The 13,824-nt window shown below is 71.8% G+C and carries 13 protein-coding genes and 1 riboswitch; of the genes, 7 read left to right on the plus strand and 6 right to left on the minus strand.

Annotated elements, in window-relative coordinates:
* Window positions 1–22 precede the first annotated feature (22 nt).
* Complete coding sequence (locus AB0C75_RS20960) at window positions 23–973, plus strand: NADP-dependent oxidoreductase (protein WP_362892929.1); 951 nt, start codon at window positions 23–25, stop codon at window positions 971–973.
* Window positions 974–991: 18 nt separating this feature from the next.
* On the opposite strand, the gene AB0C75_RS20965 is transcribed toward AB0C75_RS20960, so the two are convergent.
* The 3 genes from AB0C75_RS20965 to AB0C75_RS20975 form a co-directional block, all read right to left on the minus strand.
* The gene (locus AB0C75_RS20965; protein WP_362892931.1) at window positions 992–1,924 is read right to left on the minus strand and encodes a 1-phosphofructokinase family hexose kinase; all 933 of its coding nucleotides are present in this window, start codon (window positions 1,922–1,924) and stop codon (window positions 992–994) included.
* A 172-nt stretch (window positions 1,925–2,096) separates the two neighbouring features.
* Entirely contained in the window at window positions 2,097–3,251 is a 1,155-nt protein-coding gene (gene nagA, locus AB0C75_RS20970) for an N-acetylglucosamine-6-phosphate deacetylase (protein WP_362892933.1), read from the minus strand.
* Complete coding sequence (locus tag AB0C75_RS20975; RefSeq protein WP_362892935.1) at window positions 3,251–4,183, minus strand: ROK family protein; 933 nt, start codon at window positions 4,181–4,183, stop codon at window positions 3,251–3,253. Before AB0C75_RS20975 ends, nagA begins: the two co-directional genes overlap by 1 nt.
* A gap of 197 nt (window positions 4,184–4,380) precedes the next feature.
* On the opposite strand from AB0C75_RS20975, the gene AB0C75_RS20980 reads away from it, so the two are divergent.
* The 4 genes from AB0C75_RS20980 (at window position 4,381) to otsB (ending at window position 8,603) form a co-directional block, all read left to right on the plus strand.
* The gene (locus AB0C75_RS20980) at window positions 4,381–5,655 is read left to right on the plus strand and encodes an extracellular solute-binding protein (protein ID WP_362892937.1); all 1,275 of its coding nucleotides are present in this window, start codon (window positions 4,381–4,383) and stop codon (window positions 5,653–5,655) included.
* Between the two features lie 22 nt (window positions 5,656–5,677).
* Complete coding sequence (locus AB0C75_RS20985) at window positions 5,678–6,022, plus strand: DUF3263 domain-containing protein (protein ID WP_362892939.1); 345 nt, start codon at window positions 5,678–5,680, stop codon at window positions 6,020–6,022.
* A gap of 128 nt (window positions 6,023–6,150) precedes the next feature.
* Window positions 6,151–7,689 (plus strand): hypothetical protein, encoded by a 1,539-nt coding sequence (locus tag AB0C75_RS20990; protein ID WP_362892941.1) that lies wholly within the window; start codon window positions 6,151–6,153, stop codon window positions 7,687–7,689.
* 62 nt (window positions 7,690–7,751) lie between these two features.
* A complete protein-coding gene (gene otsB, locus AB0C75_RS20995) occupies window positions 7,752–8,603 on the plus strand; it encodes a trehalose-phosphatase (protein ID WP_362892943.1) in 852 nt (283 codons plus the stop codon).
* A gap of 2 nt (window positions 8,604–8,605) precedes the next feature.
* On the opposite strand, the gene AB0C75_RS21000 is transcribed toward otsB, so the two are convergent.
* The gene (locus AB0C75_RS21000; RefSeq protein WP_362892945.1) at window positions 8,606–9,250 is read right to left on the minus strand and encodes an NAD(P)H-dependent oxidoreductase; all 645 of its coding nucleotides are present in this window, start codon (window positions 9,248–9,250) and stop codon (window positions 8,606–8,608) included.
* Between the two features lie 119 nt (window positions 9,251–9,369).
* On the opposite strand from AB0C75_RS21000, the gene AB0C75_RS21005 reads away from it, so the two are divergent.
* Complete coding sequence (locus tag AB0C75_RS21005) at window positions 9,370–9,795, plus strand: helix-turn-helix domain-containing protein (RefSeq protein ID WP_362892947.1); 426 nt, start codon at window positions 9,370–9,372, stop codon at window positions 9,793–9,795.
* 25 nt (window positions 9,796–9,820) lie between these two features.
* Here AB0C75_RS21005 and AB0C75_RS21010 read toward each other — a convergent pair whose 3' ends face one another.
* Window positions 9,821–11,197 carry a trehalose-6-phosphate synthase gene (locus tag AB0C75_RS21010; RefSeq protein WP_362892951.1) on the minus strand — a complete coding sequence of 459 codons (1,377 nt, stop codon included), beginning with the start codon at window positions 11,195–11,197 and terminating at the stop codon, window positions 9,821–9,823.
* A gap of 64 nt (window positions 11,198–11,261) precedes the next feature.
* A complete protein-coding gene (locus tag AB0C75_RS21015; RefSeq protein WP_362892953.1) occupies window positions 11,262–12,212 on the minus strand; it encodes a glucosyl-3-phosphoglycerate synthase in 951 nt (316 codons plus the stop codon).
* Window positions 12,213–12,365: 153 nt separating this feature from the next.
* A riboswitch (SAM riboswitch) is annotated at window positions 12,366–12,493 on the plus strand.
* 18 nt (window positions 12,494–12,511) lie between these two features.
* On the opposite strand from AB0C75_RS21015, the gene thrC reads away from it, so the two are divergent.
* Window positions 12,512–13,810, plus strand: coding sequence for a threonine synthase (gene thrC, locus AB0C75_RS21020; protein ID WP_362892955.1), 1,299 nt, complete (start codon window positions 12,512–12,514; stop codon window positions 13,808–13,810).
* Window positions 13,811–13,824: the final 14 nt, after the last annotated feature.

The following is a 13,824-nucleotide window of genomic DNA, read 5'->3' on the forward strand; positions in this document are numbered from 1 at the left end:
GGTGCTCCGTTACGTTCGGCGCATGAGAGCGATTCAGTTCGACACATACGGTCCGCCCGACGTCGTGCATGTAGCCGAGGTGGAGGCGCCGCACGCCGGACCGCACGAGATCCGCGTCGCGGTACGGGCCTCCGGGGTCTCGGCCGGGGAGACGCGCATCAGGTCCGGGGCGATGCGTGACGTGGTGCCCTTGACGTTCCCCTACCGGACCGGGTTCGACGCCGCGGGGGTGGTCGACGAGGTCGGCGATCGCGTCACCGGTGTGCGCACCGGCGACGAGGTGTTCGGCATGACCGACCCGGCCGCCCGGGGCGCCAACGCCGACTTCGCGATTCTGACGGCGTGGGCGCCCAAGCCGGCCGGGTGGAGCTGGCAGGAGGCGGGCGGCGCCGCGGGCGCCGTGGAGACGGCCACCCGGGTGCTCGACCGGCTCGCCGTCGACGCCGGACACACCGTGCTCGTGCAGGGTGCGGCCGGCGGGGTGGGGAGCGTCGCGGTCCAGTTCGCTCTCGCGCGCGGTGCCACGGTCATCGGTACGGCGAGCGAGCGCAACCACGCCTTTCTGCGCTCGCTCGGCGCGGAGCCGACGACGTACGGCACGGGGCTCGTCGAGCGGGTGCGCGCACTGGCGCCGGCCGGGGTGGACGCCGTGTTCGACTGCGCCGGAGGGGCACTGCCCGACCTGGTCGCCGTGGCGGGGGACCCGGCACGCGTGGTGACCATCGCGGATCTCGGCGCGGCGGCCCACGGGGTGCACCTGTCGCACGGGGCGCCGGCCGATGACACGGGCGAGGCGGTGAGGGCCTCGGCCGACCCGCTGGCGGTGCACGGTCTCGCGGCGGCGGTCACGCTCGCCCATGAAGGCCGGCTGCGGGTGCCGGTCGCGGGGGCGTTCCCGTTCGACGAGGCCGCCGCCGCGCACGAACTGAGTGAGGGCCGGCATGCCCGGGGGAAGATCGTGCTGGTGAACTGACGGGCCGCGCGGGACGGTTCAGGTGGCGGTGGTGTGCTGGTCGACGCTGACCCGGGTCAGCAGGTCCTCGTAGGCGGCGAGGTCGAACTCGCCGGCCGCCGGGGCCAGTACGGTCGCCGCGGACAGGGCCACCGCGCGGGTCAGCCGCTCGCGCCAGCCCAGCCCTTCGACCAGGGCGGACAGCAGCCCGGCCACGGCGGAGTCGCCCGCGCCCGTCGGGTTGCCCCGTACGGCGGACGGCGGTGCGGCTTTCCAGACGCCGTCGGGGGTGACGGCGATGAGCCCGTCGGCGCCGAGCGAGGCGACGACGCTGTGCGCGCCACGCCGGCGGGCGTCGCGGGTGGCGCGCAGGGGCTCGCGGGCGCCGGTGAGCTGGGCGAGTTCGTCGGCGTTCGGCTTGACGAGATCGGGGCGGGCGGCGATGCCACGGCGCAGGGGTTCGCCGCCGGTGTCCAGGAGTACGGGTACGCCGGCGGAGCGAGCGAGCCGGACGAGCTCCGCGTACGCGCCGACGTGGATGCCGGGTGGCAGGCTGCCGCAGAGGGCGACGGCATCGGCGCCGGGCAGCAGCTCCCCGAACGTCCCCAGGAAGGACGCCCATTCACCGGCTCCGATGTGCGGGCCGGGCTCGTTGAGCTGGGTCGTGTCACCGCTGGAACGGTCGACGACGGCGAGGGTGCGGCGGGTGTTGCCCGCGACGGTGACCAGTGCGTCGGCGGGGCGGTGGGGGAGCGACCCGAGGAGCTCGCGCAGGACGGCCCCGGTGGCGCCGCCCGCGAAGCCCGTGATCACGGTGTCGTGGCCGAGCGCCGCGAGCACCCGGGCCACGTTGACGCCCTTGCCGCCGGGGCGTTCGCTCACCTCGTGGACACGGTGGCTGGTGTGCGGGACGAGGGCGGGTACGGAGTACGTCAGGTCGAGTGCCGTGTTCAGCGTGACGGTGAGTATCACCTGTACCGTCCCCCGGTTCCTTGGTCGTCCGTCGCGCGCCGTCTCCCCGCGGCACTGTCTCCGTGATCATGCCAAAGAGGCGGCGGTCGTCCCAGGTTTCCGGGACAACCGCCGTCTCTTCGTTACGTGTTCCACAGACTGTCGCCGCCAGGGCCGGCCCGGCGCCGGGCTGTCACACGGCAGGGGGCTCCACGATCCACTCGCCCCGGCGCATGACGCCCTTGAGCACGAAGTCCGCGTCCAGGACCACCAGGTCGGCGTCCTTGCCCGGGTCCAGCGAGCCGACCCTGTCGTACAGGCCGAGGAGTCTGGCCGGGTTGGCGGAGATGGACCGGACGACGTCGTCGACGGGGATCCGGTCGATCGTCACTGCCCTGCGGAAGGCGGTGTCCAGGGTGAGCGTGGAGCCCGCGATCGAACCGCCCTCGACCAGCCGCGCGACACCGTCCTTGACCTCGACGGCGAGCGGTCCCAGCTCGTAGAGCCCGTCGGCCGAGGCGGCCGCGTCCATCGCGTCGGTGATCAGCGCGACCCGGTCGGCGCCCGCGCTGTGGTAGGCGAGCTCCAGGGCCGCGGGGTGCAGGTGCGTACCGTCGTTGATCAGCTCGACGGTGACCCGCTCGTCCTCCAGGAGCGCCGCGATCGGGCCAGGGGCGCGGTGGCCGAAGGGAGGCATCGCGTTGAAGAGGTGCGTGGCGACCGTGGCGCCCGCGTCGATCGCCTCGACGGTCTGCTCGTACGTCGCGTCCGTGTGGCCGACGGCGGCGATCACCCCGTGCTCCGCGAGCAGCCGTACGGACTCGATGCCGCCCGGGAGCTCGGTGGCCAGGGTGACCATCCTGGCGCTCCCGCGTGCCGCTTCGAGCAGCTTGCGGACCTCGGCGGGGTCGGGGTCGCGCAGGAGCGCCTCGCTGTGGGCGCCCTTGCGACACGGGGAGATGAAGGGGCCCTCGAAGTGGATTCCGGCGAGCTCGCCCTGCTCGACCAGTTCGGAGAGCATGCCGGCCTGACGGGCCAGGAAGTCCATGTCGCCGGTGACGGTGGAGGCGACGACGGTCGTCGTGCCGTGTTCGCGGTGCGCCCGCGCTCCGGTCAGGGCGTCCTCGGCGGTGCCGGTGGCGAAGGACGCGCCGCCGCCGCCGTGGTTGTGCGTGTCGACGAATCCGGGGACCACCCAGTGGCCCGAAAGGTCGACGGTTCTGGCGTCCTCCCGCGTGCTGCCGGCGATCCGGGTGCCCTCGACGATCACCCGGCCGTTCTCGACGGTCCCGGTGGGAAGTACCACCCGGGCACCTGTGAGAACCGTGCTGTCTGCGCGTCCGGCCATCAGGCGGATACCTCCGTGGAGAGTAGATCCCAGGCGAGCAGCCCTGCGCCCAGGCATCCGGCGGTGTCCCCGAGGGCCGCCGGGACGATGTGGGGCAGCTTCTGGAACGTGACCCGTTCCTCGACGGCCGCACGCAGTGGTGTGAACAAGGTTTCTCCTGCCTCGGCAAGACCGCCACCGATGATGAGCGTGCGGGGGTCCAGCAGAGTGAGTGCGGTGACCAGTCCGGCGGCGAGCGCGTCGACGGCGTCCTGCCATACGCGCAGGGCCACCGGGTCGCCGGAGGCGACGGCCTCCGCGCAGCCGGCGGCGTCCGCGCCGGGGTCGCCGGACGCGGCGGCCCATGCCTTCGACACGGCGGCGGCCGAGGCGAGGGTCTCCAGACAGCCGCGCTGGCCGCAGCCGCAGTCCGGCCCGTCGGGACGGACCACGATGTGGCCGATCTCGCCCGCGTAACCGTGGGCGCCCGCCTCGATGGTGCCCGCGATGCCGATGGCACCAGCGATCCCGGTGCCCAGCGCCACGAACAGGAAGCGGTCCGCTCCCCGGCCGGCGCCGATCCGCCCTTCGGCGAGGCCACCGGTCCTGACGTCGTGGCCGAGCGCGACGGGCGTGCCGCCGAGCCGTCCGCCGAGCAGCTTGCGCAGGGGCACGTCGCGCCAGCCCAGATTCGCGGAGTAGACGGCGGTCCCCCGGTCCGCGTCGACGATGCCGGGCACGGCGACCCCCGCGGCGACGGCGCCCTCGCCGAAGCGCTCCTCGCCGTAGGCGTACAGCTCGGTGGCGAAGTCCAGGATCGACTCCACGACCGCCTCCGGCCCGCGGTCCCTGCCGGTGGCCCTGCGCGCCTCATGGAGCAGGGCGCCGCCGGCCCCGACCAGAGCGGCCTTCATTCCTGTGCCGCCCACATCGAGGGCGATGACGTGTCTCACGGGAGACAGTTTCGCCCGTCGACCCCTAAAAGGTCTAGTCCACTAGCGCGGTTTGTTGAGCACCCATACAAAACGCCCTGAACAGCCCTGCTAGATTGACCGGTCCCCGTGCAGCTGGTGTAGACCTCCGCGGCGGGGGCGAGCAAGGAACGCGGGAACGTCGCCTCATGCGGTGCCCTGCGTCGAACGATCAAGAGATGGGCAAGGCTGTGCAGCGGCGCATTGTGGGACTGACCGCGGCGGTGGCCGCACTCGGTATGACGGCAACGTTGTCAGGGTGCGGCTCGGACACCGGAAGCGACGTCACCCTGCGGCTGGTGGCGGCCGATTACGGCACCGGTGCGCAGAACAGCTCCCAGAAGTACTGGGACGACGTGGCCGCGAAGTTCGAGAAGACCAACCCGAAGATCAAGGTCGAGGTCAGCGTCTACTCGTGGAAGGACGTCGACCGCAAGGTCGCCGAGATGGTGAAGGCCGGCAACGCCCCCGACATCGCGCAGATCGGGGCGTACGCCGACTACGCCAAGGCGGACAAGCTCTACGCCGCCGACGACATGGTCGCCATCCGCACCGGGTCCAACTTCCTGCCCTCGCTCACCGACGCGGGCGAGGTCGACGGCACCGTGTACGGCATGCCGTTCGTGGCCAGCACCCGGCTCCTCTTCTACAACAAGGGCCTGTTCGCCAAGGCGGGTCTCGGGGCCCCGCGGACCTGGGACGACATCAGGAGTGACGCCGCCGCGCTGGAGCAGGGCGGTGTGACCTATCCCTTCGCCCTGCCGCTCGGCCAGGAGGAGTCCCAGGCCGAGACCCTGGTGTGGCTGCTCAGCGGGGGCGGCGGCTACACGGACGACGTCGGCAACTACGACATCGACTCCGCGGCCAACATAGCGACCCTCAAGTGGCTGAAGAACGACCTCGTCGGCAAGGGCCTCACCGGCCCCGTCGCCCCCGGCAAGCTCGACCGGGCGAAGGCCTTCGACGCGTTCACCAAGGGCGATGTGGGCATGCTCAACGGCCACCCGACGCTGATGCAGGACGCGGAGAAGAAGGGCATCGAGGTCGGCATGGTCCCGCTGCCCGGGGTCGACGGGCCGACCGAGGGCTCGATGGGCGTGGCCGACTGGATGATGGGCTTCAAGCAGAACGGCCACCGGGCGGAGATCGGCAAGTTCCTCGACTTCGCCTACACGGACGACAACGTGCTGTCCTTCGCCGACCAGTACGACCTGCTGCCCGTGACCACCAGCGCGTCCGCCGCGATGGAGACCGACGACAAGCACAAGTCGCTGCGCCCGTTCCTGTCGGCCCTGCCGAACTCGCAGCTGTACCCGTTCGGCAAGACGTCCTGGGCGCAGGCCAGCGAGACGATCAAGGAGAAGATCGGCTCCGCGGTCGAGCCCGGTGGCAGCCCGGAGAGCGTGCTCGTGGAGATCGCGACCGAGGCACGGCAGGCGGAGAGCGCGCGCTAGGCGGCTGGGTAGGTTGGTTCATATGACCGTCGGTCCTCCTGATTCCCCCGACCCCGACTCCGCCGACCCCGACTCCCCGACCGACCCCGACTCCGCCGACTCCGGATCCGACTCCCCCGACTCCGGTTCCTCCGACTCCGCGGCCCCGCTCTCCGCCCAGGATCGCGCGGTGCTGGCCGTGGAGCGGCGCTCCTGGCCGGGCCCGGGGGCGAAGGAGCGGGCGATCAGGGAAGAGCTGGGCATCTCGCCGGTCCGCTACTACCAGCTGCTCAACGCGCTCCTGGACGACCGCCGCGCGCTGGAGGCGGACCCGGTGACGGTGAACCGCCTGCGGCGGGTCAGGGACGCGAGGCGCGGGCGCCGCTGAGGCGCCCGTGGCCCGGGCCACGGCAGGCGCGTTCCGCGCCACCCGCAGAGTTTCCCTGCCGCACGCCTTCCGTTGGCCCGGCCTGGCTACTCTCCCCTCTCCCGGTCCGTCGCAGGAGAGGCACGTCCATGAGCACCGCGGTCCCTCGCTCCCCGGCACAGCAGTCCGCCCCTACGCCGGTCCGGCAGCGCCGGACGGGGAGCGGGACCGTCGGTACCTCCGTACGCCCGACGGAGCACGCCCTCCTGGCGATGCAGTCCCGCGCAGGCAACCGGGCCGCGACCGCGGCGGTACAGCGGGCCCGGGGCCCCGAGGGAGCCCAGGGGAAGAAGAACTACCGCGACCGGATCGCCGGCCTCATCGACAGGTTCAAGAAGAACCTCGAACCGATCGACACCTTCGTCAAGGGCTTCCAGACCCCCACCAACGCGGGCCTCACCCAGCAGGCCGCAGCCGCGGCCGACGAGGGGCTCAAGAACTCCGCCGCGGTCTCGGGAGTCTCCGCCGCGTCGGGCAACCTCCTCACGGAGAGTGCCGGCGCCCTGGCCAGCGGCATGGACTCGTACAAGAACCTGCTGGGCGCCAGGGAGCACAAGACCGGGGCCCGCCACCACGTCGCGGGGAAGAAGGCCAAGACCAAGGGGGCGGACGCGGCCATCAGCGCCGCCGGTTCGGGGAGCTACAGCGCCGCCATCGCCAAGGAGGCGACCAAGGTCCAGAAGGCGGCGGACGCCGCGATGGCCTCCGAGGCGAGCGGCGTCGCCAGCGCCTCCATCGGCGCGATCAAGGCCACCCGGTCCGCCTTCCGTATCGGGGGCGCGGCCCGCAAGTACAAGCAGGTCAAGGCGCTGGGAGATCCCCGTCTCGTCCACGAGGCCTCGCTGGCCAGGCTGGACGAGTCGCGGGTGCAGGCCAACTGGGCCGCGGCGAAGGCGTACGTCGCGCTGGACGCCTACTGGAGGCCCGAGGACCAGGGGGGCGGTCTTGAGGCCGTTTCCGAGGCCGTCGACGCGGCGTGGGAGTCGATGAGCGAGGCGCGTGACGCCGCCGAGAGCCTCCAGCGCGCCGAGAAGGACGTGGAAAAGCTGAGCACGGTGCAGGGGTACGCCAAGAAGAAGCAGCTCACCAAGATCGGCAAGGAGGCCGTCAGCGGCGGCGGCGAGTCCACCAAGGCCGCGGCCGGCATCGTGACGGCGGTCGCGGCGGGAACGGGCCTGCTGGCGAGCAACCCGGTCGGATGGGGCCTCGCCGGAGCCGGGGCCGGTCTCGTCTTCGGCGTCACCATGTACAAGGCGCTCCGCGCCGCCACGAAGCGCTACGAGGAGGTCCGCCACCCGGAGCGCTGGGCGCCCGAGGGCGGGAGTCCGGTGGAGGGGTCCCGCACGGACTCGCTGGCGAATGCCCTGAAGTTCTGGAAGAAGGTGTCGAAGGGCGAGCGCCAGGCCATGGCACGCGAGATCTACGCCCTGGCGGCGGGTCCCGGCATCTCCGGGAGCGGCGGCACGACGGACGAGATGCGGGAGTCCGCCAGGGCCCTGCTCATCGCCCTCAAAGCCGGCCCCGCCAAGCACAAGCTGGAGCCCGATGCGTGGGTCGAGACCCTCAACGACCCGGCGAAGACCTCCGGTTGGATCCAGGAGATAGCGGAGCAGCTGGCGTCGGGGTGACCGCAGGGGAACGGGCGCGGCGCGGACCCCACCGCCCGCCCGGTCACCGCTACGCTCGGGCCATGGGTAACCCGGCACACCCCATCCCGACCCCGTCAACCCAGGCCGGCCGCGAAGGCCTCGCCGCACTCCTCGCCCGTCCCGCCCGCGCGGTCGTCGCGCTGGACTTCGACGGCACGCTCGCCGACATCGTCGCGGACCCGGAGCAGTCCCGGGCGCACCCCTCGGTGGTTCCGGCACTCTCCGCACTCGCTCCCCAGATCGCCGCCGTCGCCGTGATCACGGGCCGCCCGGCCGGCACGGCCGTGCGCTACGGAGGCTTCGCGGGAGCGCCGGGCCTCGACCATCTCGTGGTGCTCGGCCACTACGGCGCCGAACGCTGGGACGCCGCGACCGCCACCGTCCACGCCCCGCCGCCCGACCCGGGGGTCGAGGCCGCCCTGGCGGAGCTCCCGGCCGTGCTGGCGGAGACCGGCGCCGACGACGGCACCTGGATCGAGGAGAAGGGCCGCGCGGTCGCGGTGCACACCCGCCGCGCCGCGGACCCGGAGGCGGCTTTCGAGGCCCTGCGTGCCCCGCTGGACAGCCTGGCGGCGCGGCACGGCCTGATCGTCGAACCGGGCCGCCTCGTCCTGGAGTTGCGCCCGCCGGGCATGGACAAGGGGGTGGCGCTGGAGGAGTACGTGAAGGAGACCGGCGCGGAGGCGGTGCTGTACGCCGGCGACGACCTCGGTGACCTCGCCGCGTACGCCGCCGTGGAGAAGCTCCGCGCCGATGGGACCGCGGGGCTGCTGGTGTGCAGCGGCACCGGGGTCCCCGAACTCGCCGATCGCGCCGACCTGCTGCTCCCGAACCCGGCAGCGGTGGCGGGCCTGCTCCACGCCGTCGCCCGGCAGATCGCTCAGGGCTCCTAGGGTCAGGCGGCCCGTCGGGCGCCGAAGTCCGTGGCGAGAGCGTCGGCGCGAGCGTGGGCGGCGGTCATGGACGCCTCGTGGAGGGGGAGGAGGTGGGCGAGGGCCGGCGCGTCGGGGGCCATGGTCAGCTCCGGGGTCACGGTGGTGACGTCCAGACCGAGGAGGTCCTCGTGGCCCAGGACGGCTTCCAGCGTGGGCACCAGGTGGTCCATGCCCTCCCTGGGGGCACCGGGGCCGTAGCTGCCGCCACGGGCGGATATCACCAGGGCGGGGCGGCCCGCGGCCGGGGAGGCGCCGGTGTGCGTGAAGGTGCGGCCCATGACGAGGATCTGGTCCAGCCACGCCTTGAACACCGACGGCATGGACAGGTTGTACAGCGGCACCGTGAACAGGTACGCGCCGGCTCCGAGGAACTCGTCGATCAGCTCGTCCTGCAGCGCCTGGGCCTTGGTCTGCTCGGGGGTCAGCCGGGCCGGGTCGGTGTCGCGCGCGGTCACGCCCGCCGCCGTCAGGTGCGGCACCGGTGAGACGGCGAGGTCGCGGTGGACGACCGGGCCCTGCCACCGGTCGCGGAAGGACCTGGCGACCTGACGGGAGACGGAGGCCTCGCCGAGCGAGGAGGAGTCGATGTGCAGCAGGTACGACATGGCGGTTGGGCCTTTCGAAGAGACGGGGAACGTCAATTCCTACGTTTTGTTCGTAGCGCCATGATGCGTCAGTATGGAAGTCGTTACAAAAGGCACACGGGTGTGCGCGACGGAGAGGAATGGGTGCCATGCCGGACAGCACCGATACGGAGATGGCGGCGGCGAACGGGCCGTGCGCGAGCATCCCCGCCGAGCACATGGCCTTCATCCGGCAGGTGCTGGACCGGGTCGGCGACAAGTGGAGCATGCTGATCATCGTCGTCCTGGAGAACGGCCCGCTGCGCTACACCGACCTGCAGCGCCAGATCCCCGGCATCTCCCAGCGCATGCTCACCCACACGCTGCGCCAGCTCGTCGAGGACGGCTTGGTCACGCGCACCGCCTACGCCGAGGTCCCGCCGCGTGTGGAGTACGCCCTCACCCCGCTCGGCCGGGGCCTGCACTCGATCGCCATGCAGCTGATCGGTTGGGTCTCGGACCACCACGGGGAGATCCACGCCCACCGCTCCCGGGCCGGCGCCGTCACCGCGTCGTCCCGCTCCTGAGCCGGCCCGATCCGGACGACAGCCCTCAGGCTCGCAACGCGTCCAACTGGTCCAGGAACCACTGCTGCGGCGGCAGCGCCGTCGCGGCGGTGGCCAGGCGCTTCGAGCGGGCGCCCCGCTCGTCGGGGTCCATCGTGAGCGCCTCGTGCAGCGCAGCGGCCGTCGCCGACACGTCGTACGGGTTGACCACGAGCGCGTCCTCGCCCAGCTCCGCGTACGCCCCGGCCTCGCGGGAGAGCACCAGCGCGCAGCCGTGGTCCGAGACGACCGGGACCTCCTTGGCGACCAGGTTCATGCCGTCGCGGATCGGGTTGACCAGGGCCACGTCCGCCAGCCGGTACGCCGCCAGGGAGCGGGCGAAGTCGTCGTCGACATGGAGCAGGACGGGCGTCCAGCCCTCGGTGCCGTACTCCGCGTTGATCGCGTCGGCGACCCTCCGGACCTCCGCCGTGTAGTCGCGGTAGACCGAGAGGTCCTGCCGGGAGGGGTAGGCGAAGGCGATGTGCACCACGCGCTCGCGCCACTCGGGGCGCTCGTCCAGGAGCGCCCGGTAGGCGTGCAGTCCGCGGACGATGTTCTTCGAGAGCTCCGTGCGGTCCACGCGCACGATAGTGCGCCGGCCCTCGCCCACCTGCTCCCGCAGGATCTCCATGCGCTCGTCCACGTCCGCCTCGTGGGAGCGGCGGCGCAGGAAGTCCGCGTCGGCACCGAGACCGTGCACCCCGATCCGGGTGCGGCCGGTGCCGCCGATGATCTCCGTGCAGCAGCTGATGAAGGCGTCCGCCCAGCGGCGGGTCAGGAACGCCGCGCGGTCGGCGCCCAGGATGCCCTTGAGCAGCTGCTCGCCGATGTCGTCGGGCAGCAGCCGGTAGTAGTCGACGGGCGCCCAGGGGGTGTGCGAGAAGTGGCCGATCCGCAGGTCGGGGCGGAGCTCGCGGAGCATGCCGGGGACCAGCGAGAGGTGGTAGTCCTGCACCAGGACCGAGGCGCCCTCGCCCGCCTCTTCGGCGAGCGCGTCGGCGAAGGCGCGGTTGTACGTCTCGAAGGACGCCCACTGCCGACGGAACTCCGCGTCGAAGACGGGCTCCACCGGCGTCTCGTAGATCATGTGGTGGACGAACCAGAGCACCGAGTTCGCGATGCCGTTGTACGCGTCGGCGTGGACCCCGGCGTCGATGTCGAGCATCCGGACGCCGGGCTCGGACACACCGCGCCTGACCGCCTCGCGGTCGCCGTCGCCGAGGGCCGCGCACACCCACAGCTTGTCGTCGACCGCGCTCAGACCGGAGACGAGCCCGCCGCCGCCCCGCTTCGAGTGGAGCGTGCCGTCCTCCCGCCGTGCGTACGACACCGGGCCGCGGTTGGACGCGACGAGGACCTGGGCAGCGTGCTCGGAGACCATGTACCCGAACCTAGCCCGTCGGGGAAGCCGCCAAACGTGAAGCGGGTCCCTCCCGCCGGACCGGCTAAGCCGCGTGGCGGGAGGCGTACTCCGCGATCTCCCGCATCGGCGGCCTCTCCTCGGTGTCCACCGCATGGGTGCGCGGGACGAATCCGTCCGGACCCCGCTCGAACTGGGTGAGCTCGGGGCGCACCAGGGGGCCGCGGGAGAGCCGCAGCTGCGCCGTGCGGTAGATCGTGGCTGCCATCCGGCCGAGCGCCTGGCCGTCCTGGTGGCGGTGTCTGCGTACCCCGACGTCGACCTGGGCCAGCGCGTCCAGGCCGACGGTGTGCAGCGCGTCGACGAGCAGGCCCAGCTCCACTCCGTAACCGACAGGGAAGGGGAGCTGCTCCAGCAGCGAGCGCCGCACCGCGTACTCGCCGCCCAGCGGCTGGACGAAACCGGCCAGGCGCGGCCAGTGCAGATTGAGCAGCGGGCGGGCCACCAGCTCGGTCACCCGGCCGCCCTGGCCTGCGGCCTCACCCAGCGGGCGGTCGTACATCGCCTTGACGAAGTCCACCGAGGGGTCGGTCAGCAGCGGGCCGATGATCCCGGAGACGAAGTCCGCGGAGAAGTCCTTGAGGTCCGCGTCGACGAAGCAGACGATGTCCCCGCCGGTCACCAGCAGTGATCGCCAGAGGACCTCTCCCTTGCCGGGCAGGGCGGGGATCCGGGGGAGTATCGCGTCCCGGTGCACGACGTGGGCGCCGGCCCGCCGCGCGGTGTCGGACGTGGCGTCGGTGGATCCGGAGTCGATCACCACCAGTTCGTCGACGAGCTGGACCTTCTCCATCAGCTCGCGCCGGATCTCCGCGACGATCGCGCCGACCGTCGCCTCCTCGTTCAGCGCGGGCAGGACGACGCTGACGCGCGAGCGGTGCGGATCCCTCGCCCGCGCGGCTGTGAGCAGGCCGAGCGGGCGTTCGGCGGCTGACCAGGAACGCCTGGTCAGCCAGCGTTCCACCTCTTCCAGCACGGTCGGTACTCCCTGTATGTGATCCATCTCGCGGTTCGGACGACTATCTCAACCGTCCACTGCTTCGGTTACAGTCTTGAACAACGCGGATGACCCTCGCATGTCGGGGTCGGTCCGCGAATAAACGCCCGGATCCATGGTCCGGTGCCACAGCGCTCATCCAGAGGGACAGAGGGAACGGCCCGTCGAAGTCCCGGCAACCCTCCTGCCGACCGCGAGGTCACGGTGGGGAAGGTGCCAATTCCGTCTTGTGGCGAAATACGTCGCAGGGAAGATGAGGAGAAAGGGCCTCCGCCATCATGGCTGTGCAGACAGTTGCAGCGAACACCAATTCTTCCGCAGTGGACCTCGGTCCCGCCGCGGCGCTTTCCTGCCGCGAATGCGGCGAACGTTTCGAGCTCGGCCCCATTTTCGCGTGCGTGTCCTGTTTCGGGCCGCTCGAAGTGGCGTACGACCTGCCGAGCGGCTCCCCGGAAGAGCTGAAGAAGCGCATCGCCGATGGGCCGAACAACATCTGGCGCTATGCGCCGCTGCTGCCGGTCCCCTCCGATGTCGCGGACAAGCCCAACATCAACCCCGGCTTCACGAAGCTGGTCAAGGCCGACAACCTCGCCCGCGAGCTGGGCGTGACCGGCGGTCTGTACGTCAAGGACGACTCCGGCAACCCGACGCACTCCTTCAAGGACCGTGTCGTCGCCATCGCCGTCGAGGCCGCCCGCGCCTTCGGTTTCACCACCCTGTCCTGCTCCTCCACCGGCAACCTCGCCGGTGCGGTGGGGGCCGCCGCCGCCCGCGCCGGCTTCCGGTCCTGTGTGTTCATCCCGCACGACCTGGAGCAGGGCAAGGTCGTCATGGCCGCGGTGTACGGCGGCGAGCTGGTCGGCATCGAGGGCAATTACGACGACGTCAACCGCTTCTGCTCGGAGCTCATCGGCGACCCGCTCGGTGAGGGCTGGGGCTTCGTCAACGTCAACCTCCGCCCGTACTACGGCGAGGGTTCCAAGACCCTGGCGTACGAGATCTGCGAGCAGCTCGGCTGGCAGCTGCCCGACCAGATCGTCATCCCGATCGCGTCGGGCTCGCAGCTCACGAAGATCGACAAGGGGCTGCAGGAGCTGATCAAGCTCGGCCTCGTCGAGGACAAGCCGTACAAGATCTTCGGTGCCCAGGCCGAGGGCTGCTCGCCGGTGTCCACCGCCTTCAAGGCCGGCCACGACGTCGTGCGCCCGCAGAAGCCGGACACCATCGCCAAGTCCCTGGCGATCGGCAACCCGGCCGACGGTCCCTACGTCCTGGACATCGCCCGGCGCACCGGCGGGGCCGTGGAGGACGTGAACGACGAGCAGGTCGTCGACGCGATCAAGTTGCTGGCCCGCACCGAGGGCATCTTCGCGGAGACCGCGGGCGGTGTGACGGTCGGTGTGACGAAGAAGCTGATCGACGCCGGTCTGCTGGACCCGGCCCTCACCACCGTCGTCCTGAACACCGGCGACGGTCTGAAGACGCTCGACGCGGTCGCCCCGACGACCGGCCTGTCGGCGACGATCCGGCCCAGCCTGGACGCGTTCCGCGACGCGGGCCTCGCCGCCGCCGGCTGACCCGACCACCCGAG

Origin of the sequence: Streptomyces sp. NPDC048565 (assembly GCF_040650935.1) — a bacterium.
In the GTDB taxonomy this organism is placed as follows: domain Bacteria; phylum Actinomycetota; class Actinomycetes; order Streptomycetales; family Streptomycetaceae; genus Streptomyces.